The organism is Metapseudomonas cellulosilytica (assembly GCF_049334135.1).
Taxonomy (GTDB): Bacteria; Pseudomonadota; Gammaproteobacteria; order Pseudomonadales; family Pseudomonadaceae; genus Metapseudomonas.
Genome location: NZ_JBHZGN010000010.1, coordinates 125272 through 146606, shown reverse-complemented (window position 1 = coordinate 146606; position 21335 = coordinate 125272). Strand labels below are relative to the sequence as shown.

At 57.6% G+C, this 21335-nt stretch carries 22 protein-coding genes; 12 read left to right on the top strand and 10 right to left on the bottom strand.

Annotated elements, in window-relative coordinates:
- Positions 1-23 precede the first annotated feature (23 nt).
- The 9 genes from ACFW0H_RS14800 to ACFW0H_RS14760 form a co-directional block, all read right to left on the bottom strand.
- Positions 24-848, bottom strand: coding sequence for an HpcH/HpaI aldolase/citrate lyase family protein (locus ACFW0H_RS14800; RefSeq protein ID WP_422914634.1), 825 nt, complete (start codon positions 846-848; stop codon positions 24-26).
- A gap of 30 nt (positions 849-878) precedes the next feature.
- Positions 879-1706, bottom strand: a complete 828-nt coding sequence (locus tag ACFW0H_RS14795) for an HTD2 family dehydratase (protein ID WP_422914633.1) — start codon at positions 1704-1706, stop codon at positions 879-881.
- Positions 1707-1731: 25 nt separating this feature from the next.
- On the bottom strand, positions 1732-2661 hold the full coding sequence (locus ACFW0H_RS14790) for an electron transfer flavoprotein subunit alpha/FixB family protein (protein ID WP_422914632.1): 930 nt from the start codon (positions 2659-2661) through the stop codon (positions 1732-1734).
- Positions 2661-3410 carry an electron transfer flavoprotein subunit beta/FixA family protein gene (locus ACFW0H_RS14785; protein ID WP_422914631.1) on the bottom strand — a complete coding sequence of 250 codons (750 nt, stop codon included), beginning with the start codon at positions 3408-3410 and terminating at the stop codon, positions 2661-2663. Before ACFW0H_RS14785 ends, ACFW0H_RS14790 begins: the two co-directional genes overlap by 1 nt.
- A 46-nt stretch (positions 3411-3456) precedes the next feature.
- The gene (locus ACFW0H_RS14780) at positions 3457-4659 is read right to left on the bottom strand and encodes a CaiB/BaiF CoA transferase family protein (protein WP_422914630.1); all 1203 of its coding nucleotides are present in this window, start codon (positions 4657-4659) and stop codon (positions 3457-3459) included.
- A gap of 97 nt (positions 4660-4756) precedes the next feature.
- Positions 4757-5920 (bottom strand): acyl-CoA dehydrogenase family protein, encoded by a 1164-nt coding sequence (locus ACFW0H_RS14775; protein ID WP_422914629.1) that lies wholly within the window; start codon positions 5918-5920, stop codon positions 4757-4759.
- 13 nt (positions 5921-5933) lie between these two features.
- On the bottom strand, positions 5934-7421 hold the full coding sequence (locus tag ACFW0H_RS14770) for an aldehyde dehydrogenase (protein ID WP_422914628.1): 1488 nt from the start codon (positions 7419-7421) through the stop codon (positions 5934-5936).
- A gap of 19 nt (positions 7422-7440) precedes the next feature.
- Positions 7441-8040 (bottom strand): thiamine pyrophosphate-dependent enzyme, encoded by a 600-nt coding sequence (locus tag ACFW0H_RS14765; protein WP_422914627.1) that lies wholly within the window; start codon positions 8038-8040, stop codon positions 7441-7443.
- A complete protein-coding gene (locus ACFW0H_RS14760; protein WP_422914626.1) occupies positions 8028-8570 on the bottom strand; it encodes a thiamine pyrophosphate-binding protein in 543 nt (180 codons plus the stop codon). Before ACFW0H_RS14760 ends, ACFW0H_RS14765 begins: the two co-directional genes overlap by 13 nt.
- 627 nt (positions 8571-9197) lie before the next feature.
- On the opposite strand from ACFW0H_RS14760, the gene ACFW0H_RS14755 reads away from it, so the two are divergent.
- The 6 genes from ACFW0H_RS14755 (at position 9198) to ACFW0H_RS30155 (ending at position 14117) form a co-directional block, all read left to right on the top strand.
- Positions 9198-10445 carry an NAD(P)/FAD-dependent oxidoreductase gene (locus ACFW0H_RS14755; RefSeq protein WP_422914625.1) on the top strand — a complete coding sequence of 416 codons (1248 nt, stop codon included), beginning with the start codon at positions 9198-9200 and terminating at the stop codon, positions 10443-10445.
- Between the two features lie 14 nt (positions 10446-10459).
- The gene (locus tag ACFW0H_RS14750) at positions 10460-11482 is read left to right on the top strand and encodes an aldehyde dehydrogenase family protein (protein WP_422914624.1); all 1023 of its coding nucleotides are present in this window, start codon (positions 10460-10462) and stop codon (positions 11480-11482) included.
- A 233-nt stretch (positions 11483-11715) separates the two neighbouring features.
- Complete coding sequence (locus ACFW0H_RS14745) at positions 11716-11919, top strand: 4-oxalocrotonate tautomerase (RefSeq protein WP_422914623.1); 204 nt, start codon at positions 11716-11718, stop codon at positions 11917-11919.
- 353 nt (positions 11920-12272) lie between these two features.
- On the top strand, positions 12273-13067 hold the full coding sequence (locus ACFW0H_RS14740) for an NAD(P)H-dependent oxidoreductase (protein ID WP_422914622.1): 795 nt from the start codon (positions 12273-12275) through the stop codon (positions 13065-13067).
- Positions 13064-13519: a VOC family protein gene (locus ACFW0H_RS14735; RefSeq protein ID WP_422914621.1), complete on the top strand. Its 456-nt coding sequence runs from the start codon at positions 13064-13066 to the stop codon at positions 13517-13519. Before ACFW0H_RS14740 ends, ACFW0H_RS14735 begins: the two co-directional genes overlap by 4 nt.
- Before the next feature lie 361 nt (positions 13520-13880).
- Positions 13881-14117 carry a DUF7740 domain-containing protein gene (locus tag ACFW0H_RS30155; RefSeq protein WP_459077304.1) on the top strand — a complete coding sequence of 79 codons (237 nt, stop codon included), beginning with the start codon at positions 13881-13883 and terminating at the stop codon, positions 14115-14117.
- Positions 14118-14209: 92 nt separating this feature from the next.
- On the opposite strand, the gene ACFW0H_RS14730 is transcribed toward ACFW0H_RS30155, so the two are convergent.
- Positions 14210-14965, bottom strand: a complete 756-nt coding sequence (locus ACFW0H_RS14730) for a helix-turn-helix domain-containing protein (RefSeq protein ID WP_422914620.1) — start codon at positions 14963-14965, stop codon at positions 14210-14212.
- A 381-nt stretch (positions 14966-15346) separates the two neighbouring features.
- Between ACFW0H_RS14730 and ACFW0H_RS14725 the strand changes: the two genes are divergently transcribed.
- The 6 genes from ACFW0H_RS14725 to ACFW0H_RS14700 all read left to right on the top strand — a co-directional run bounded on the left by ACFW0H_RS14725 (position 15347) and on the right by ACFW0H_RS14700 (position 21334).
- Positions 15347-15697, top strand: coding sequence for a RidA family protein (locus ACFW0H_RS14725; protein WP_422914619.1), 351 nt, complete (start codon positions 15347-15349; stop codon positions 15695-15697).
- 629 nt (positions 15698-16326) lie between these two features.
- Complete coding sequence (locus ACFW0H_RS14720; RefSeq protein WP_422914618.1) at positions 16327-17442, top strand: branched-chain amino acid ABC transporter substrate-binding protein; 1116 nt, start codon at positions 16327-16329, stop codon at positions 17440-17442.
- Between the two features lie 76 nt (positions 17443-17518).
- The gene (locus ACFW0H_RS14715; protein ID WP_422914617.1) at positions 17519-18433 is read left to right on the top strand and encodes an ABC transporter permease subunit; all 915 of its coding nucleotides are present in this window, start codon (positions 17519-17521) and stop codon (positions 18431-18433) included.
- Positions 18434-18435: 2 nt separating this feature from the next.
- Positions 18436-19749 carry a high-affinity branched-chain amino acid ABC transporter permease LivM gene (gene livM, locus ACFW0H_RS14710; protein WP_459077303.1) on the top strand — a complete coding sequence of 438 codons (1314 nt, stop codon included), beginning with the start codon at positions 18436-18438 and terminating at the stop codon, positions 19747-19749.
- Positions 19746-20621 (top strand): ABC transporter ATP-binding protein, encoded by an 876-nt coding sequence (locus ACFW0H_RS14705; RefSeq protein WP_422914616.1) that lies wholly within the window; start codon positions 19746-19748, stop codon positions 20619-20621. The genes livM and ACFW0H_RS14705 overlap by 4 nt, the downstream gene beginning before the upstream one ends.
- Positions 20618-21334: an ABC transporter ATP-binding protein gene (locus ACFW0H_RS14700; RefSeq protein WP_422914615.1), complete on the top strand. Its 717-nt coding sequence runs from the start codon at positions 20618-20620 to the stop codon at positions 21332-21334. The genes ACFW0H_RS14705 and ACFW0H_RS14700 overlap by 4 nt, the downstream gene beginning before the upstream one ends.
- The last annotated feature ends 1 nt before the right edge of the window (position 21335 follow it).

Here is a 21335-nt window from a genome sequence, read left to right as displayed (position 1 = left end):
ACGCGGTAAGCTGGCTTGTTGAGCTATGCGCTTTCGCCAGCTCGCTGAAGGAGCGCCCGGGCACGGCCAATCACCGGCGCATCGATCATCTGCCCATCTACGACAAAGACCCCACCGCCGGTTACGGAGGCCGCGATGACTTTGCGAGCCCATACCAGTTCTTCTTCGCCTGGCATCAGTACTTCATGGATGCTCTTCACCTGGCTAGGGTGAATGCAGAGAGCTCCACCGAACCCCATATCCCGTGCATAGCGAGTGACACGTGCAAGACCTTCACTGTCCTGGATGTCTGGGAAAACGCCATCCAGTGCAGGTGCGAGCCTTGCTACGCGTGTGTGCAGGAGCACCGCATAGCGGGCATGACTCAGCACTTCTTCCGCCGCGTTGCTGCCAGTGGCCAGGTTCAGGTCCAGTGCTAGATCCAGACTCCCAAAAGAGAGTCGCTCAACACCATTCGCCTTGGCTATCTCTGGTAAGGCAAAGAGTCCTTGGGCACTTTCGATGATCGGCCAAACAGGTTTGCCGGTGCGCCCGACATGCAGAACCTGAGCGGCGCTCTCTGCTTTCGGTAGAACAATACCGACTACTCCTGGATAGCGTGCGCACAGGTCCAGGTCGAGATCGTGGCCAGCATGCTCAGGGGCATTGATGCGTACAAGAATTTCGCAGGCGGGGTTCTCCTCTAGGAACTGCCCCAGGTTGGCTCGGGCTTCCACTTTCAAGCTTTCTTGCACAGCGTCTTCGAGGTCGACGATTACCCTGTCTGCCCCAGCGGCAATCGCCTTCGGAATACGTTCCGGGCGACTAGCCGGAACAAACAGCGCAGTTCTTACTATCGCTTTGTTCATAAAAGTTGTCCTTTCAAGCAAGCCTCAGGATCAATCGAACTCGACTTCGCCCAACTGTGCGACGCCGGCGTCATTTCCTACCCACACCTTGGCCTTACCCTCGGAAATGGTCTGGCCGCCTATGTCGAGCCGCTCCGGGCATATCAAGGGCCGTACTCCCCTGAACGAGAAGCGACGAACCCGGACATTGGGATGGGCGCGTGTGAACGCTCGGAGATTGAGGGTTGCAATGAGGGGGCCATGGACAACGAGCCCAGGGTAGCCTTCCTGCTCCGTCACATATGGCCAGTCGTAGTGAATGCGATGGCCGTTGAAGGTGACCGCCGAATAGCGGAATAGAAGCGTTGGTGTGGGGACGATCCCTTCACTCCACTCTCCCGCGGGCAGCGGATCACTACCCGAAAGTCTTGGAGGGGAAGGCTCACGGTAGACAATGTCCTGCTCTTCTAGCAGAGTCAGCTTCCCTTCTTGGACATACTCGTGGCGCACAGTGACGAATAGCAGGGAACCTGTTCGGCCATGCTTCTCCTGTACATCAAGGATGGTGGAAACACGTGTCACCTCGCTGCCCACCTTCAGCGGCTCAATGAATTCCAGGCGGCTCCCTGCCCACATCCGGTTGCGATTATCTGCGGGCGGTAGGAAGCCGCCTCGCGCCGGGTGGCCATCGCTGCCGAGACCGGACTCGAACACCGGGTCCTGGAAGAAGGCCCAGTGCCACAACGGTGGCAGTGCCTCGCCATGGGTGGGGGTGCGCTCACCGAGGGTGGCCGCGATGCGCTTGACCAAGTTGTCTGTAAGTTGGTCATGTGCTTCTTGGGTACGGCCAATCCAGGCGGACAGATCGACTTCGCTCATGTTCGTGATATCCCCGATAAGTGACTCAGATGGCGCTTGCCAGCTCCGGTACAGCTTCGAACAGGTCAGCCACCAGGCCGTAGTCGGCGATCTGGAAGATCGGCGCTTCTTCGTCCTTGTTGATCGCGACGATCACCTTGGAGTCCTTCATGCCCGCCAGGTGCTGGATGGCACCGGAGATGCCGACGGCGATGTACAGCTGCGGCGCGACGATCTTGCCGGTCTGGCCGACCTGCATGTCGTTCGGCACGAAGCCGGCGTCGACCGCGGCACGGGAAGCGCCGACCGCCGCGCCCAGCTTGTCGGCCAGGGCGTACAGGTGCTTGAAGTTGTCGCCGTTCTGCATGCCACGGCCGCCGGAAATGACGATCTTGGCAGCGGTCAGTTCCGGACGGTCGGACTTGGCCAGTTCTTCACCGACGAAGGCGGACTTGCCGGCGTCGGAAACGGTGGTCACGGCTTCAACGGCAGCGGCACCGCCTTCGGCGGCAGCGGCGTCGAAACCGGTGGACCGCACGGTGATCACCTTCACGGCAGCGGAGGACTGCACGGTGGCGATGGCGTTACCGGCGTAGATCGGACGCTTGAAGGTGTCGGCGCTCTCGACGGCAATGATCTCGGAGATCTGGTCGACGTCCAGCAGGGCGGCCACGCGCGGCAGGAAGTTCTTGCCGTTGGTGGTGGCAGGGGCGAGCACGTGGCTGTAGCCCTTGCCCAGCTCGGCGATCAGCGGCGCGACGTTTTCCGGCAGCTGATGCGCGTAGGCGGCATTGTCGGCGACCAGCACCTTGGCCACGCCGGCGATCTTGGCAGCGGCTTCGGCGGCAGCGCCGACGCCCTGGCCTGCGACCAGCACGTGGATGTCGCCACCGATCTTCTGCGCGGCGGTGACGGTGTTGAGGGTGGCGGCTGCCAGGGCGGCGTTAGTGTGTTCAGCAACAACCAGGATAGCCATCAGATTACCTTCGCCTCGTTCTTCAGTTTGTCGACCAGTTCAGCCACGGACTTGACCTTGATACCAGCCTGGCGGGCGGCCGGTGCTTCAACTTTCAGGGTCTTCACGGTGGAGGCGGTGGAAACGCCCAGGGCGTCCGGGGTCACCACGTCCAGCGGCTTCTTCTTGGCTTTCATGATGTTCGGCAGCGACGCGTAGCGCGGCTCGTTCAGGCGCAGGTCGGTGGTGACGATCGCCGGCAGGTTCAGCGCGACGGTCTGCAGACCACCATCGATCTCACGGGTGACGTTGGCCTTGTCACCAGCGACTTCGACCTTGGAGGCGAAGGTGCCCTGGGCGAAGCCCGTGAGGGCGCCCAGCATCTGGCCGGTCTGGTTGTTGTCGCTGTCGATGGCCTGCTTGCCGAGGATGACCAGCTTAGGCTGCTCCTTGTCGACAACGGCCTTCAGCAGCTTGGCTACGGCCAGGGAATTCAGTTCGTCGTTGGATTCGACCAGGATGGCGCGATCGGCGCCCAGGGCCAGGGCAGTACGCAGCTGCTCTTGAGCGGTGTTCGGGCCGATGGTGACGACGACGATTTCACTCGCTACGCCTTTTTCTTTCAGACGGACGGCTTCTTCCACGGCGATTTCGCAGAAGGGGTTCATCGACATCTTCACGTTGGCGAGGTCGACGCCGGAGTGGTCCGCCTTGACGCGGACTTTGACGTTGAAGTCGACCACTCGTTTGATAGCTACCAGTAACTTCATGGGGCTCTCGAATAGGTTGTGAGTTTGCGAAAAAGGGCGATCAGGTTCAGATCATTCCGGCCTGCCGCATCTCTTCAATTCGCTCGGCCGGAACCTCAAGTTCGGCAAGTAGCGCTGATGTGTGTTCGCCCAGGCCGGGTACCGGGTCCATGCGCGGCTCGAAGGCACTGCTGCTGGCCGGTGGCAACAGACTTGGAATCTGCCCGGCGGGGCTGGCGACGTGTCGCCAACGGTCCCTTGCCTTCAATTGCGGATGCTCCCAGACACCCTGCATGTCATTGACCCGCGCGTTGGCAATCTGTGCGTCGTCCAGGCGCTGGATCACCGCGTTGAAATCCAATTGGGAGAATGCCTGCACGATAATCAAGCGAAGCGCGGTACGGTTCGCCACCCGTTTGAAGTTTGCGGAGAAGCGTTCATCCGTGCTCAGCCAGGGCTGCTGCAGCACCTTCTCGCAGAAGGCCTGCCATTCGCGCTCGTTCTGCAGGCCGAGCATCACGCTGCTGCCGTCGCCCACCGGGAAGGGTCCGTAGGGATAGATGGTGGCATGGGCGGCACCGGCACGAGGCGGTGGCGGTGCGCCGTTGTAGGCGTAGTACATCGGGTAGTTCATCCACTCCACCAGGCTTTCCAGCATGGAGACGTCTACCCGACTGCCCTTGCCGGTGCGCTCGCGCAACATCAGCGCTGAAAGCACGCCAGTGTAGGCATACATGCCAGCTGCGATATCGGCAATGGAGCAGCCAGCCTTGGCCATCTCGTCTTCACCCGGACCGCCGGTTACGGAAAGGAAACCGCCTTCGCTCTGGATTAGCAGGTCGTAGGCCTTCTTTTTCTCGAACGGGCCGCCTTCGCCGTAGCCGGAGATGTCGCATACCACCAGGCGCGGAAAGCGTTCATGCAGCGCTTCGAACGACAGCCCCATGCGTGCCGCTGCACCGGGGGCGAGGTTTTGTACGAGCACATCGGCCTTGCCCAGCAGGCGCTCCAGAACTTCCAACGCTGGCCCCTGCTTCAGGTCCAGGGTCAGGCTTTCCTTGGAGCGGTTGGTCCAGACGAAGTGGGATGCCAGACCGCTGACACGCTCGTCATAACCCCGGGCGAAATCACCCACGCCTGGGCGCTCGACCTTGATTACACGGGCGCCGAGATCGGCGAGTTGGCGGGTACAGAAAGGGGCGGCGATGGCGTGTTCCAAACTGACCACAGTGATGCCATCGAGGGGGCGCATTGCTGCTGGCTGGCTCATGAATTGGCTCCCGAGTCGAACAGGGAAACCGCGCGCCTCAAGCCGAGGCGCGGCGGGTAGGTTGCTGCAAAAGCCCCCTATCCAGGGAGCAGTCCTGTCAGAACGAACGCGGCAGTTCGAGCAGGTGCTCGGCCACGTAGGACAGGATCAGGTTGGTGGAGATGGGCGCCACCTGATACAGGCGGGTTTCACGGAACTTGCGCTCCACGTCGTACTCGTTGGCGAAGCCGAAGCCACCGTGGGTCTGCAGGCAGGCATTGGCCGCTTCCCAGCTGGCCTTGGCCGCCAGGTACTTGGCCATGTTGGCCGCCGCCCCAGCGTTCAGGCCGGCGTCGTATTCCTCGCAAGCCCGCCAGCGCATCAGATCGGCGGCCTCGATCTCGATATGGGCTTCGGCGATGGGGAACTGCACACCCTGGTTCTGGCCGATGGGCCGGCCGAACACCACGCGGTCGCGGGCGTACTGGGCGGACTTCTCGGTGAACCAGCGGCCGTCGCCGATGCACTCGGCAGCGATCAGGGTACGCTCGGCATTCAGGCCGTCGAGGATGTAGCGGAAGCCCTTGCCCTCTTCGCCGATCAGGCTGCTGGCCGGGATTTCCAGGTTGTCGAAGAACAGCTCGTTGGTCTCGTGGTTGACCATGTTGGCGATGGGCTGCACGGTCAGGCCGCGGCCGATGGCCTCACGCAGGTCGACGAGGAAGATCGACATGCCTTCGGACTTCTTCTTCACCTCGGCCAGGGGCGTGGTGCGCGCCAGCAGGATCATCAGGTCGGAGTGCTGGATACGGGAGATCCACACCTTCTGGCCATTGATCACGTACTTGTCGCCCTGGCGCACCGCCGTGGTCTTGATCTTGGTGGTGTCGGTGCCGGTGGTGGGTTCGGTGACGCCCATGGACTGCAGGCGCAGTTCACCGCTGGCGAGCTTCGGCAGGTAGTAGCGTTTCTGCTCCTCGCTGCCGTTCCGCAGCAGGGTGAACATGTTGTACATCTGCCCGTGGATGGTCCCGGAGTTGCCACCGCAGTGGTTCACCTCTTCGAGGATCACCGAGGCCTCGGCCAGGCCAAGGCCCGAGCCGCCGTACTCTTCCGGGATCATCGCCGAGAGCCAGCCGGCCTGGGTCATGGCAGTGACGAAGGCCTCGGGGAAACCCTTCTCTTCATCGATCTTGCGCCAGTACTCGGCGGGAAATTCGGCGCAGAGGGCGCGCACGCCCTCGCGGATGGCGTTCAGTTCTTCGCTGTTACGGGTGCTCATTGTTGTTCTCTCCTCAGCGCAGGACGAACGGGTTGAGAACCTCTTCGGCGAGGTTCACCCAGACGCTCTTGGTCTGCAGGTAGTCTTCGATCGCGACCTGGCCGTTCTCCCGGCCAATGCCGCTCTGCTTGTAACCACCGAACGGGGCCATGAAACTCACTGCGCGGTAGGTGTTGACCCAGACGGTACCGGCGCGCACCTGGTCAGTGACCTTGAAAGCGCGGCGGATATCCGAGGTCCAGACCCCAGCGGCAAGGCCGTAGGGGGTGTCGTTGGCGATGCTGATGGCCTCGTCCTCGTCGTCGAAGGGGATGATCGACAGCACGGGGCCGAAGACCTCTTCGCGGGCGATGCGCATCTGGTTGTTCACGTCAGCGAAGATGGTCGGTTCGACGAACCAACCATTGGCCAGCTCTGCTGCTTCGGGGCGCTTGCCGCCCAGCAGGCATTCGGCACCGCCTTCACGGGCGATATCGATGTACTGCAGCACCTTGTCGCGCTGGGGCTGGGTGGTGATGGGTCCAACCTGGGTGGTAGTCAGCATGGGGTCACCAAGCTGAGCGGTGCGGGCCAGGGCCACCACTTTCTCGCTGACCTCCTGATAAACGCTGCGTTGCACCAGTAGTCGCGAACCCGCAATACAGGTCTGCCCCGAGGCGGCAAAGATGCCAGAGATGGCACCTTTCACCGCGTTTTCGATATGGGCGTCGGCGAAGACGATGTTCGGCGATTTGCCGCCCAGCTCCAGGGTCACATGTTTGATGTTTTTGGCTGCCTGGGTGTAAACCGCCGCGCCGGTGGCGTCGCCGCCGGTAAACGCGACCTTGGATACCAGCGGGTGACCGACCAGGGTCGGGCCCACTTCGTGGCCGAAGCCGGTAACGGTGTTGACCACGCCGTCCGGGAAACCCGCCTCCTTGAACAGCGCCATCAGCGCCAGGGTGGAGCACGAGGTGAATTCGGACGGTTTGATCACAACGGTGTTGCCGGCGGCCAGGGCCGGCGCCAGCTTCCATGTCAGCAGCATGAGCGGCGAATTCCAGGGGGTGATGGCCACCACCACACCCAGGGGCTCGCGCTTGGTGTAGGAGAAGATCTCAGGCTTGTCGCTGGGCAGCACGCCGCCCTCGATCTTGTCCGCCAGGCCGCCGAAGTAATAGAACCACTCTGGCAGGTAGCGCATTTGTCCCAGCATCTCGGCGTACAGCTTGCCGTTGTCGCGCACCTCGATGGCCGCAAGCTTTTCCGCGTCGCGGGCGATCAGGTCGCCCAGGCGACGCAGCAGCTTGCCCCGCGCGGTGGCCGACAGCTTCGACCAGGGGCCGCTGCTGAAGGCACGGTGCGCAGCTTCGATGGCCAGTGTGGCATCGTCAGCGCCGCACTGCGGCACCTCGGCCCACTCGGCGCCAGTAAAGGGGTTGGCCGTGGCCAGCCAACGCCCGGTGCTGCTGGTGCGGTACTGGCCATCGACCAGGTTCTGGAAACGCTCAAGATTCGACATGGAAGGCCTCTCTCAACGGTCAGATGGGCTGGAAGCCCAGGGCCGCACGGAAGCGGTTCTTGATGTAGCTGCCATCACGCGGCGGCAGAACGCGCGGCGGGTTTTCCGCCTTGATCTTCACGGTGGCCAGCTTGACCCCAGCGTTGCGGGCGCTGATCTGCTCGCGCAGCTGGCGCACGCCTTCCATATCGCGGATTTCGTCGGTCCAGCCAAAGCCGCAGGTCTTCGCGACCTGGTCCAGGGCGATGCCGTGGCCGGCGTGGCTGACTTGCATGCCGGTTTCACCAAAGTGACCGTTGTCCAACACCACGATGGTGAGGTTGGCCGGCTTCTGCAGGGCGATGGTGGCCAGGGAGCCGAAGCCCATCAGCATCTCGCCGTCACCGGTCACGACGACCACGGATTTGTCCGGCTGCGCCTTGGCAATGCCCAGGCCGACCATCGCGGCACTGCCCATGGCTGCCCAGAGGTAGTAGTTGTTGTCGTGGTCGCCGGCGGCCATGACGTCGTAGGAGGCCGAACCCAGACCAGTGACAACCAGCACGTCACTGCGGTCGGCCAGCAGGGTCTTCACGACTTCGCGGCGGTCGAGGATGTGGTTGGCGCTTACTTGACCCATTTCTTTTCTCCAATCAGGCGCTGGCCCAGCAGCAGGGCGGTAGCGGAATCACCGTTGAAGGCCATGGTGGCGGCGCCATGCAGCAGCGGCGCCACGTCCTTGGGATCGTCGGCTTGCCAGGTCATTACGCCCATCAGGTTCAGTGAGCGCTCGGTGGCCTGCCCCATGGGGTTCTGCCAGGGGTTGAACTCGGCCCAGTCGCCACGCATGGTCACCACCATCAGGAGCGGGAAGCGTGCGCAGACCTGCAACGCCAGGTTGTTGATGCAGTTGCCCACGCCGCTCGATTGCATCAGCAGCGCACCACGCTCGCCGCCGAGCCAGGCGCCGGCCAGGTAGCCGATGCCCTCTTCTTCGGTGGTCAGTACCACGTCGTGGATGTCCGGATCGGCGATGGACATGCGGATGGCGGCGGAGTGGCCGGCGTCCGGTACGTACACCACGTGTTTCACGTCGTGGGCTTTGAGGACGTTGAATACGTCCACCTGCCAATCGATCTCGGGCTTGAGGTCTGTTTCTTGTGTTGTCATGACTGTCGTCTCCGAAGGCTTAATGCCTTGTCGGCCTCGATTCTGTGCGAGATACCTGATCGCGACGACTACCGTTTTTTCAAACGAGATATGCCGGCTCGGCATATGTTCTGGTGCAAAAGGGATGGGCAGGCAGCATCAAGCGGGATGCTTGTTGAAAGCCTTCGTCTTCGTCGCTTTGCAGGTGCGGATGCTTCTCCGATTGCGTTGCTTCTCCGCGGAACCAGGTCGCGTAAAAGATCCTGACGGCTCTGGGCTGGAGGTTTCGGCCGGAGTCTGCCGTTTGGTCGATGTCTTGCGAGGGGCGCGCGAAGTGGCGTGCAGCCTCTTTCGTCCTCGTGATATCCGGCTTGCGGCGCCTGAATTTGTGGGGTCGAACAGGCCCTTTCGGTGTGAATCGTTCGCTGGAGACAAGGGGCGTCCGCAGTCCGTTACTGAGTAATTGTGCGAAAAGCCGCAGCATAGCCCCGCAACGAGATCAAGCCAGCCATATTCCTCGCTAGCACAATTGGGTGGCGCGGGGCGACAACTCTAGCTTCCCGTCCATGCAATGCCGGCTGGCTGTGTCCCTCCGGCCGTGAACGATTGGATGTCGGACGTGGGAGCTGGTCTGAGGAGTATTCCAAAGTGAGAACCGCCTACCTGGTGGGCGGCAACAAGGCCGCCTCCCAATTCGAATCGTCGAGAGAGGGTGCATTAATGCCCAGCAATTCAGAAACGGTTGTCATCATCGGCGGCGCCGTTATCGGAAGCTTTGTCGCTTTCTTCCTGCGTAAGCAGGGGTTCAAAGGTCATATCAAGGTCATTGAGCGGGACAGTACCTATCAGTACTCCTCGACGGCCCTTTCAGCAGCATCCATTCGTACTCAGTTCGGCTGCCCGTTCAACATTGGCATGAGCCTGTTCGGCGCCGACATGTTCCGCAATATCAAGGATTGGTTCGGAGACGATGCCAACATAGATTTTGAGGAGCGGGGCTACCTTATCCTCGGAAGCGAAGCCAGCAGCGATACTCTGCAGAAGCAAGCTCGGGAGCAGATGGAGCATGGAGCGGTCATCGATATCCTCTCTCCCGATCAAGCTAAGCAGCGCTTCCCCTGGCTCAATGTCGAGGACCTCGGCATTGCTACCTATGGTGCGGCGAATGAGGGGTGGTTTGACGCCTGGGCCCTCTTGCAGCTCGTACGTCGTGAGGCGCGGCGATTGGGTGCCGAGTACATCAGCGATGAGGTAGTTGGAGTTGATGTGAATGGCGGAGCGGTAACCGGAGTTCGGTTGGGCAATAGTGGTACGACTCTGGCGTGCGACTGGTGCGTCAACGCGGCGGGGGCCTGGGGTGGAAAAATTGCGGGATTGGCAGGTATTGAACTACCAGTCGAACCCCGCAAGCGGACCATTTTCCATATCAAGGCGCCGCTTCCTGGGGAGGGCTTCCCGATGCTTTTCGACAATTCGGGGGCATGGATTCGGCCAGAAGGTGATGGCTTCATCGCGGGCATCGCACCGGAGGAATGTCGCGATCCGAACGCGGAAGGTGACTTCGAACCTGACCACTACCTGCTCGAGGAAACATTGTGGCCGCTGCTTGCGCATAGGGTGCCGGCCCTCGAGCAATTGCGCGTTCAGCGTGCGTGGGCAGGTCATTACGAAGTCAATCTGCTTGACCATAATGGAGTCGTGGGTGCTCATCCTGAGGTGCCTAACTTCATTCATGCCACTGGCTTCTCTGGGCATGGAGTGATGCATTCCCCGGCGACGGGCCGGGCGGTTGCTGAGTTGATTACTCAGGGAGGTTTTCGCAGCCTGGATCTGAGCCCCCTTGGCTTTGAGCGAATTCTCGCCAATCGGCCAATTGTCGAAGCTGTGGTGTACTGACAGCAGGCATCGTGATGACACGTTATCTCCACTTCATTGACGGCCAGGCGGTAGAGCCCGCAAGTGGTGAGTGGTTCGATATCGACAATCCTCTCACGGGTAAACCTTGGGCAAAGGTCGCCCGTGGGGATTGGCGTGATGCTGATCTGGCTGTCAGCGCTGCCCAGAGAGCTTTAAGAGATGGGCCCTGGAGCCGAATGTCAGCAGCCGAGCGTGGGCGCTTGCTTCATCGCTTGGGTGACCTTGTCTCCAAGGAGGCTGCGTATCTTGCGGAATTGGATGGTCTCGGTACCGGAAGTCCTATTACGGTAGCGCTGACGCAGATTCGTGTAATCGCTCAGTGGTTTCACCACTTCGGTAGGTTGGCCTACAAGTCGGAGTGGAGCGTCGCTCCAGTAGGTCGGACCGGAAGCTTCAACATCATTCGCAAAGGGGCAATTGGTGTAGTGGCTTCTATCACCCCCCGAAAATTTCCGCTCTTGATGGCGGCTTGGAGGCTAGCTCCAGCGCTGGCGGCTGGGTGCACTGTAGTAATTAATCCATCGCACCTTTGTCCCATCTCGACGATTTCGCTTGCCAGTCTCCTAGATAGGGCAGGTTTCCCGCCGGGGGTTGTCAATGTTGTTTCAGGATTTGGCTCTGAAGTTGAAGAGGCGCTGCTTGAACATCCGTTGGTAGTGTTGATCGATTTGGCAGGTGATGACGTTATTGAACGTTGTTATATCCAAGCTGCAAGCAGCTTTAAGGCGCTGGGCTTTGACTTGGGGCGGCCATTGCTGAGCCTGATCCTCGAAGAGGAGCGCCTGGATGAAGTCGCAACGGGGATGTTGCCCCAAACATTTAGCCATCACTCAATGACTTCTGCCGCTTTTTCAGAAACTAGGGTTTGCTTCGGTGGCGTTCGCGAGGAAGCTATCGACAAGATCAATTATTACCAACAGATCAGGAACGTCTGGTTCAGGATCGGAGTTGCCAGCATTGGCCGTGAAATCAGCTACTTGAGAGATCGACAGGGGTGTGAAAGTCAACGGATCTAAAGAACTAGGGTGGTGCGATTCTGTAGTCGGGCCAGCGAGCGTCAAGCGCCGCAGTTGGTGACCGTAGGTTGAAGTTTGGCCCGCAGGAGAGGTTTTAGAGCTGACTATCATACACGGCTGATGGGAGGCTCTACTTTTTTATGGAGCTCTGTAATGCGAGATTTGGTACGCAGTGATCTTCGCTTTATATCGTTTTGGATTAGCTTGTCCTTCGCTTTTTCAGGAGAATAGAAATGCCAACAATACGAATTGAACTTAGTCCGGGGCGCACTCGTGAGCAGAAATATCGCTATGTCGAAGAAGTTACTCGATTGACCTCAGAACTGCTTGGCTGCACCGTAGAATCTGTCGATATCCTGTTCGTCGAGATCCCACCTTATGACTGGGCGCGCGCTGGGAATTTCTTGGTGTCGCACCCAGACGACGAAAAGCGTTGAGTGTTAGGCCGCCTAGAGAGGCGGCCAATTTATTTCGCGGTTCTGATGGGAAGTTGACATTGTTACCCGGAAGAGAAGACTCTTTTACTTTCTAGATTTACTCTCAAATAATTCTTCCGTTAATCCTAAAAGCGCATTTTATCTCGCCTTTGAGGATTTGGGTGGAGGAGTGTTCGTGTCGGTTATTTTTCCTTCGTTTGATGTTGACCGACCGGTCCGAAATTTGCAGTGTGGATGTTTTGGTGTGGCTGTGCGAAACGCCGCACTAAAGCATGCGCTTAGGTGCAAGACGAGCTTGGTCGAAATTGATTGTATGTATGTGCGTTCTCAATCGCTGAGCAAGGTTATTCGAAATGAATGTATTGATCGTATTCGCACATCCTGAGCCCCAATCGTTCAGTGGGGCACTGAAGAACACGGCCGTAGCAACGCTGCAGGAAGCTGGCCACAATGTCGAAGTGAGCGACCTGTATGAGATGGGCTGGCAGGCGGTGCTTGGGCATGGCGATTTCTGCGGTGATCGTGCTGACGCTGCCTACTTGGATCTATCTCGCGAGCAGGAGCATGCTTTCGCTTCGGGTACGTTCGATGAAGTCGTGAAGGCAGAGCAGAGAAAGGTAACTAACGCAGACCTTATCCTGTTCCATTTTCCTGTGTGGTGGTTCTCTATGCCTGCCATCTTGAAAGGGTGGGTGGATCGAGTCTTCGCGCGTGGCTTCGCATACTCGACAGGCAAAAAGTACAGTTCCGGCCATTTCAAGGGTAAGAAGGCGATGCTGTGCATCACCACCGGGACTGCTGCCACCTTATACGAGCCCAACGGCATTGACGGTGATCTTCACCACGTGCTGTGGCCTATCCACAATGGGATCCTTGCTTATACCGGATTCACTGTTTTGCCGCCCTACGCCTCGTGGATGCCGGCACGTCTCTCGGAGGAAGAGCGCATCAGCTACCTGAAGGGGTACGCGAGACGCCTTCAGGATATTGATCATCTGGAGCCGCTGTTCTTCCATCCCTGGGAAGACTATGACGAGACCCAGCGTCTCAAGCCGGGAGTGGTAGCTAAATCGGGAGTGCAATGGAACCCTCGAGCCAATCAGCGGAAGTACGAAGCTGCTATACAGTACACTCCGGAGGCAAAATGAGCGCCTCTCCGTTTCAACATCTCCACCATGTCTGTATTGTCGTGAACGATCTGGATCGTTCTATCGCGTTCTACGAGTCCATTGGGGTGGGGCCTTGGCAGGCATTTCCGTCTCTTGATGCCTTTGCGGGCGATCTTCAGGTTCCTTGTAAAGAGGACTTTCTGAAGCTTCACTTCCGATATGTGATCTTAGACAACGTCCAATTGCAATTGTGTGCCCCGCCGCCGGGAGACACGCCGCACCGCCGCTTCTTGGAGGAGCATGGTGAGGGGGTGTTCTATCTCGGGTTCCAAGTCGAATCTTGCAATGAAGGTGAGGCTGCTGCGCAGAGTCTGGGGCTTGACCTTCTGCTTCGTGGACGCCTTCCGAATGGCCATGGGTTTAGCTATTTCAATACCCGTGAAAAGGGGGCAGGTGTCACTCTGCAAGTCCGCTCTGCGGCTAAGAAATAGACCTTCGCCGTCAATCAGACCTTATATGCATGGTCGTAAACCACACGCCTGGCCAGTTTGGCTGGGTGTGTGCCGTGGATAGTTTAGCAACCTGGTTGGTCGCTGAAGTGCTCATTGGTTTGGCCTATGTGTTCACACAGAAAACTGACCATTTCGGGCGCTGAGAATTTTGTTAGCAAAATGTTGAGATTGAGCTTCTGGCCTTAATCAGATCTCGAATGATGCGCGCCGATGCCTTTCTTATGCGCTGTTCTAGCTCAGTATGGTTTGGGCTCGAGTGATATCAAAGGGCGTTGGTTCTCCCTTGCGGTCGCGTAGGGCAGGCTAAAAGGTCCGATTCATTAATCGAACGAGGCTTAAAGTGGAGCTTATCGACGCGACAATTTCAGTTCTTTTGGCCGCTAGAATTCACGGGAACGATGCAGCGGTCAGGCTAACTGCTAAACGTTGTGCGAAGAGGTTGCCGAGGTCTCAGCGAAATATCATGTTTTCAATTATCAATGATAAAGAGCCTCGGTTGTACGTCCTGCGCGCGATTCAGGATGTTGATATTTCGAGGCTAACGAGTTCTGCTTGTACCCAGCGTTGCGGTTGGTAAAGTATACAAGGCACCGGGTGTTTCGGAGTCTGTGATAGCTTTGTCGGTGACAGTGCCTAGTTTATCTGGGATCTGATCTTTCAGAGCGCTGATCAGTCCAGTTGCTTTGCTGCATCACCCCGGACGCTTGAGCGATACTGCTGAGGCGTGCAGTGAAGCGCTGCGCGGAACTGGCGACTGAAAGCACTATGGTCGGAGTAACCACATTCGCTCGCGATGTCCGTGATGCTGGTTGTAGTGCTCTCCAGCAGTTCACATGCTTTATCAATGCGCGCTTTCATTAGGATCTGTTTCGGAGAGAGCTGATAAACTTCCCGTGTTAAGCGTTGCAAGGTATCCATAGAAAGGCTTACCTGCTCGGCTATATCACTAATCAGTATTGGCTGGTCAAGGTTACTTTGTACCAGTCGTGAGAACTCAAGCAATCGCTTGTAGCCGAGATGCTTTTCATCAGGCCTTGCCAGTATCCGTGAGATACCAACCAGGCCCCTGGCTTTCTTATCTCTGTCAAAAATTCCGAACTTTGAGCTGAGGCACCATTGCTTATGACCATCAGCTGACCTGAAAAGGCGCAGTGAGTCGACAATTTCCTTACCAGTCTGAATAACACTCATGTCCTGGGCCATTATGCTGGAACTGGTAATTGGGAAGAGCTCATCTGCTGTCAACCCGACCACCTCTTCCTTGCTATGCCGGCCGCAAAGGCGGACGAGTGTGTCGTTAACTGCAACGTAGCGACCCTCAGTGTCCTTCAAAAAGAACATTACATCTGGCATTCGATCAAACAGTTTTTCCAGCAGGCTTAGGTCCTGCTCGATCCAATGTAGAAGTTCTTTGCGCTCAACCACTGTTTACAAGCCTCCGGTCCGCTCGCGCTGTGAGGCGCCTCACCTACTAGAAACACTTTATCAGCTTGGAAAGGGCTGTGGGAGACGCTTGCATTCCTTGGGAGGGGTAGGGTGCCATTTGTGCAAGATGCCGCAGATTAAGCCCGTGACGAGTTCAAGCCAGCAATTTGTCGCGCTTGCACAATGGGGGCACGTTGAGCCGCACGGTCGATAGCGCACCATTTGGCCGGCATCGCCAGGTTTGTCGCTAGCTTGGCGAAGAAGAAGGCAGGACGCACGGGCGGAGTCGAGGCGATCTTGGTAGGGCCTAGCAACGATTTCCGCCGGCTTAGAGCTAGGTCTAGACACTAGAACCTCTGCATAACTTTGGAGAAATACCGCATGCCGATCGTGCGTAAACTTACCAATAAGCGTTTGAGTCAAGCTGTTGTCCACGAGCAAACTGTCTACTTGGCCGGTCAGGTTGGCGAGCCTTGTGAGCCAATCGCCGATCAAGTCCGCACTGCTCTGGCCCGCGTAGATGCTCTCCTAGAAGGCGTTGGAACTAACAAGCAGCACCTTTTGCAGGTCATTATCTTGCTCGCCGATCTTGCAGATTTCGATGCAATGAATTCGGTTTGGGAGTCTTGGGTGCCAGAGGGCCACGCGCCAGTTCGTGCCAGTGCTCAGGCCGCCTTAGTAGATCCAGATCTGCGAGTGGAGTTTATCGTTACTGCTGCGATACCCAGATAATAAATAGTTTTCGTAGTAACAGCTCGAAGAAAATCTACTATTCGCAATTCCTTTTCTAAGTACAGACGTTGGCTGGCAAATCTTCGGCATGTATGTGTCGGTATGCTAAAGTGCGCTGAGCCTTTTAACCGCAGACCTAGGTCTGCGGTTTTTTTTTGTTTAGTCATTTTCAGGTGCCTTGTGGGGATTCCATCGTTGCTTACGCTAATTCGTATTCTCTTGGCCTGGCCGATCTGGGTGGTGTGCGTGTAGGGCTTTTGGGCGCTGGCTCCAGTTCCAGGTTAGGCGAAACGGGGAGGCAGCATGGTGCGCCTGTGCGGTGTGTGTCCGGCAGAAGCTAAGCAGGTATTTGGAGTTAGCGGTTCGCAGCCGTTCGCGTCATTGGTCCGGTTATGCAGAAAACGGCAAGAATTGGCCTTGATCAGTGCAAGCCATGCGCCCCCCTGCAATCCAGAATGAACCACGGCACAAGAGTCAGATGCCGTGACCCCGACAAGTAATGACTCAACATCCACTGTTTCTCTTGAAATAGTGTTTCGACTGCTGTTTCGACTGTCCGTGTCAGGTCTGTAGTGCAGGCGCTATATGACCCTGGGCTTTGATCAGTTCCTTGTATTGGAGCGAACGAAATGCAACCTTCCAAGTTATCCGTTTTCCTCGCTACTTCCTTTTCGGCAGTGGTAATTGCGGGCCCCGCTCATGCCGACGTGCTGATCGGAGTGGCCGGTCCTATGAGTGGTCCTTATGCCAACTACGGTGAGCAGGTTTGGCGCGGGGCCTCGGCAGCGGCTGATAGCATCAATAAGGCTGGAGGTATCAATGGCGAGAAGATCAGGCTGGTCAAGGCTGACGACGCTTGCGAGCCTAAACAAGCTGTAGCCGTTGCTAATAGGCTAGTCGATTCTGACAAGGTTGTGGCAGTCATTGGGCATTTCTGTTCCTCATCAACTATTCCTGCTTCGGAAATCTATGCCGATGCAGGTGTGCTTTCCATCACCCCTGGATCTACCAATCCCCAGGTCACCGAACGCGGATTATCAACTCTCTTTCGCAATTGCGGGCGTGACGACCAGCAAGGAACTGTAGCGGGCAATTACATTGTTGATGTTCTGAAAGCCAAGCGGGTAGTTATTCTTCACGACAAGGACACCTACGGTCAGGGAATTGCCGATGCCACTCGCGCACAGCTGAAGAGCAAAGGAGTGGAGGCCGTAATGTATGAAGGCCTGACACGAGGCGAGAAAGACTTCAATTCGGTCGTGACGAAGATGCGCGCTCTGAACGCAGACGCCGTTTACTTTGGCGGTCTGCATCCTGAGGCGGGCCCCCTGGTGCGGCAAATGCGTGAGCAAGGTGTAACAGCGCCGTTTATTTCCGACGATGGCGTCATGACAAATGAAATGCTTACCGCCGCGGGTGGCAAACAATTCGTCGACGGTGTGCTGTTCACTTTCGGCTCTGATCCGCGCCTCAATCCTGCCGGTAAGGAAGTCGTCGAACAGTTCCGAGCGCAAGGATACGAGCCTGAAGGTTTCACTATGTATTCGTATTCTGCTGTGCAGGCCTTGGCAGCTGCGTACAACGGTGTGAAGAGCACCGATGCCGAAAAAGCTTCCGAATGGCTGAAGTCCAATAAGGTGCCTACGTCGCTTGGTGTTCGGCAATGGGACGGCAAAGGCGACCTCACGCAGTCCGACTATGTCATGTACCAATGGGCGTCTGACGGTACATACAAGCAGCTTTAAGTTGTAGGACGAGAGCTCATCGCATCTCAATGCGATGAGTTCATTCGTCTATTGCATTCGAATTGGGTGGCGCGTCGTGGATCATATTTTCTTACAACAGTTAATAAACGGACTGACCTTGGGGTCTGTCTACGGGCTCATCGCCGTCGGTTATTCCATGGTGTATGGGATTATTGGCATGATTAATTTCGCTCATGGCGAAATTTATATGGTGTCAGCATACTTGGCGGCCATTGGTTTGGCTCTGTTGAGTTTTTTTGGAATACATTCATTTCCATTCTTGATATTCGGTACAATTATTTTTTCGGTTGTTATTACATGTGTGTATGGCTTGGTGGTAGAACGCATTGCTTACCGGCCATTACGTAAATCAACCCGCCTTGCCCCGCTGATCAGTGCCATTGGTATGTCGCTGATTTTGCAGAACTATGTACAGATCGCCCAAGGTAGTAGGCAGCAAGGCATTCCGATGCTGCTTGACGGCTCTTTGCGGTTCGCAGTCGGCGACGGATTTATTCAGATCACGTACACCAAGTTGTTCATCCTGGTGGCCGCCTTTTTAGGTATGGCAGTACTCAGCTACCTCATCGGGAAGACACGCCTTGGGCGTATGTGCCGGGCAGTTCAGCAAGACTGCAAGATGGCCTCAATCTTGGGCATCAACACTGATCGAGTGATTTCCTACGTGTTCGTTATCGGCGCCGCGATGGCCGCGCTGGCCGGCGTGCTGATCACCATGAACTATGGATCCTTCGACTTTTACGCCGGCTTCATTATTGGCATCAAGGCGTTCACTGCCGCGGTGCTTGGTGGTATTGGCTCGTTGCCCGGCGCCATGCTCGGCGGAGTAATACTGGGCGTTGCTGAAACTCAGTTCGCTGGTCTGGTGAACAGTGATTACAAGGATGTCTTCAGCTTCGCGTTGTTGGTAACGATCCTCATTTTCCGTCCTCAGGGCCTTCTGGGCCGACCGCTAATTGCCAAGGTGTAAGCATGAATACCGTTACCTTGAACAAGCGCGTCGAAGCTAGTCAGCCAGGGCATTCGATCAGCATTAGCAAAGCCCTGGTCGATAGCGTTCTGGCAGGACTGATGGCGCTGATCGTATTTGGGCCTGTGGTGGGCGTGGTCCTTGATGGCTACGGTTTCAACCTTCATCCAATGCGTGTTGCAGTCATGACTGCAATTGTCATGGTGGGCCGTTTGTTGTTCGGTTTGCTGGTACAGACCTCACGGGGCCAAGCGCTTTTGGGTCGCTTGACCTGCGCAGACGGTGGGGTACGGGTTGCCGCGCCTGGCGAGCGCTCTCACCTGCGCTGGGTTTTCCCTTTCGTTATCGTTTGTGCGGTGGCACTGCCTTTCATCGCCGATAAGTACGTGCTGACAATCGTCATTCTGGGACTGATTTACGTACTGTTGGGGCTGGGACTGAACATCGTCGTCGGGCTCGCTGGGCTGCTGGATCTTGGCTATGTCGGGTTCTATGCCATCGGTGCCTATGGCCTGGCGCTGGGCTATCAGCATTTGGGTCTGGGTTTTTGGAGTGCGCTGCCGCTGGCCGCTGTGGCCGCTGCCGTGGCTGGGGCCATCCTCGGATTCCCTGTGCTGCGCATGCACGGCGACTACCTGGCCATCGTCACCTTGGGCTTTGGCGAGATCATCCGTCTGGTGCTGAATAACTGGCTGGACTTCACTGGCGGGCCCAACGGCATGTCGGTGCCCAGCCCCACCGTTATGGGGCTGGAATTTGGGCGCCGGGCAAAGGAGGGCGGCGTACCGATTCATGAGTTCTTCGGAATCGCTTACAACCCGAACCTGAAGTTCGTGTTCATCTATGCGGTGCTCTTCGTCACGGTGCTGCTGGTCCTCTATGTGAAGCACCGACTGACTCGAATGCCCATCGGCCGTGCCTGGGAAGCGTTGCGCGAGGACGAAATCGCTTGCCGTGCCATGGGCCTGAACCATGTGCTGGTGAAGCTTTCGGCTTTTGCGATAGGCGCCAGTACTGCCGGTATCGCCGGTGTCTTTTTCGCCAGTTACCAGGGCTTCGTAAACCCCACTTCTTTCACCTTCTTCGAGTCGGCGCTCATCCTAGCCATCGTGGTGCTTGGCGGTATGGGGTCCACCGTAGGGGTGGTAGTCGCCGCCTTCGTCCTTACCGTTGCTCCGGAGCTCTTGCGTGCATTCGCCGACTACCGCGTGCTGCTGTTCGGCGTATTGATGGTGTTAATGATGATTTGGAAGCCGAGGGGGCTGATCCGGGTGAGCCGGATCGGTGTGGCAGCACCCAAGGGAGTAGCACAATGAGCGACGAAATTCTGCGCGTCGAGCACCTGATGATGCAGTTTGGCGGCATCAAAGCGCTCAAGGACGTCAACCTATCGGTCAAGCGCGGTTCAATCACCGCGCTGATCGGCCCCAATGGCGCCGGCAAGACGACGGTCTTCAACTGCCTGACCGGCTTCTACACCGCCAGCGGCGGCCATATTGCACTGCACGCCAGAGAACGCCGAACCAATGTTATCCAAGTGCTGGGCGAGCCCTTCCAAGCAACCGACTTCTTTAATCCGGTGAGCTTCGTTCGTCGCCTCTATTACAAGATGTTCGGTGGCACTCATCAGGTGAATCGCGCTGGTCTCGCCCGCACTTTCCAGAACATCCGGCTGTTCAAAGAAATGACAGCCGTCGAGAACCTCCTGGTGGCTCAGCACATGGAGGCGAACCGGAACTTGCTCGCCGGAATTTTCAACACACCAGGCTTTCGACGTACCGAAGAGCGGTTGCTGAAAAACGCTTTCTACTGGCTGGGGGTGGTGGACCTGCAGGACTGTGCGAATCGTCTGGCTGGCGAACTCTCTTATGGGCAACAGCGTCGCCTCGAAATTGCTCGCGCCATGTGTACCGGTCCCGAGCTGATCTGTCTCGACGAACCGGCTGCCGGCCTGAACCCGGCGGAGACCATCGCGTTGACCTCCATCATCCGCACCCTGCGGGACAAGCATGGAGTCACAGTTCTATTGATCGAACACGACATGGGCATGGTGATGAGTATTTCTGACCACGTGATAGTGCTGGAACACGGCGATGTGATTGCTCAAGGGAAGCCGACGGACATCCAGAACAATCAGCGGGTGATCGCGGCCTACCTCGGCGCGGAAGAAGGGGAGGAAGCTGCATGAGTACGCCGATTCTCGAACTGCGTGACATCGACGTGTTCTATGGGCCGATCCAGGCGCTGAAGAAAGTGAACCTGCATATCCGCCAAGGTGAGACGGTAAGCCTGATCGGCGCCAACGGTGCGGGCAAGTCGACCCTGCTTATGTCGATTTTCGGCCAGCCCCGCGCGGCCGCTGGGCAGATCCTCTACAAGGGCGAGGACATTAGCAAACGCTCCTCGCACTACATCGCCTCCAACGGTATCGCCCAGTCGCCGGAGGGCCGCCGCGTATTCCCCGACATGACGGTAGAGGAGAACCTGCTGATGGGCACCATTCCCATCGGCATGGACCATGCGGAGGAAGATCGGGACCGTATGTTCCATCTGTTCCCGCGCCTGAAGGAGCGCCGTAACCAGCGCGCCATGACCATGTCCGGTGGCGAGCAGCAAATGCTCGCCATCGGCCGGGCATTGATGAGTCGACCGAAGATCCTGCTGCTGGACGAGCCCTCGCTAGGCTTGGCGCCCATCGTGGTCAAACATATCTTCCAGACCCTGCGCGACTTGGCAAAGAGCGGTATGACCATCTTCCTCGTGGAGCAGAACGCCAACCACGCGCTGAAGCTCTCTGACCGGGCCTACGTAATGGTCAACGGCGAGATTCGCATGACGGGTAGCGGACAGGAACTTCTTAACAACGCTGAAGTACGAAATGCCTATTTGGGGGGGCACTGAT